Annotated in this window: 1 protein-coding gene; it reads right to left on the minus strand. The window is 32.6% G+C overall.

Features of this window, described 5'->3' with window-relative positions; all coding sequences use genetic code 11:
• Positions 1-247 precede the first annotated feature (247 nt).
• A partial coding sequence (locus SORDD16_RS10885; RefSeq protein WP_128973515.1) for an IS30 family transposase occupies positions 248-616 on the minus strand: 369 nt, incomplete at its 5' end.

Consider the following 616-nt stretch of genomic DNA (forward strand, 5'->3'; position numbering starts at 1 on the left):
TTCAAGGTACGGGTTTAATTTTATTTTGCTAATGCATTATTTTTTAGGGAAAAGAAAAATTTCTGATATAATATTATATATTTATTTGGATATAATAAACCACTGATGTCACAACTATGATTTAGTTAGACATCGCCCGTTTAAATTTGTGTATACAAGCCTCGTTTAATTTTTGTAGCTCATTTTCCGCTTTTATATGACCTAGATTGTCAAATTAAGTTAGACTTTTCATGTAACACAGAAAAACTTAGTATGGTGTTTGATAATTCAGAGACTTCCTAGGGATTCTATTTCTTTTATCAGCTATAGCTGATAAATAATTTTGAGAAATATTAGTAGACTCCATTTGTTTCGGTAGTCCATTTTGTCTTAATAAACCATTAGAATGTTCGTTAAGACCTCGTTGACCAGGACATTCTGGATCCGCAAAGAAAATATCAATGTCGTGTGCATTCGAAATAGATTTCCAATTAGAAAATTCTTTCCCGCAATCAAATGTGATCGACTTAAGGAGATGGCTTGGGACTTGAAACAACCATTGATTGATAGAAGCCTCAATATCACTGGCTTTTCGTCCATTGGTTTTCAGTGTGATGATGGCTTTTGAGCAACATTC

The organism is Streptococcus oralis (genome assembly GCF_001578945.1).
Lineage (GTDB): Bacteria > Bacillota > Bacilli > Lactobacillales > Streptococcaceae > Streptococcus > Streptococcus oralis_Q.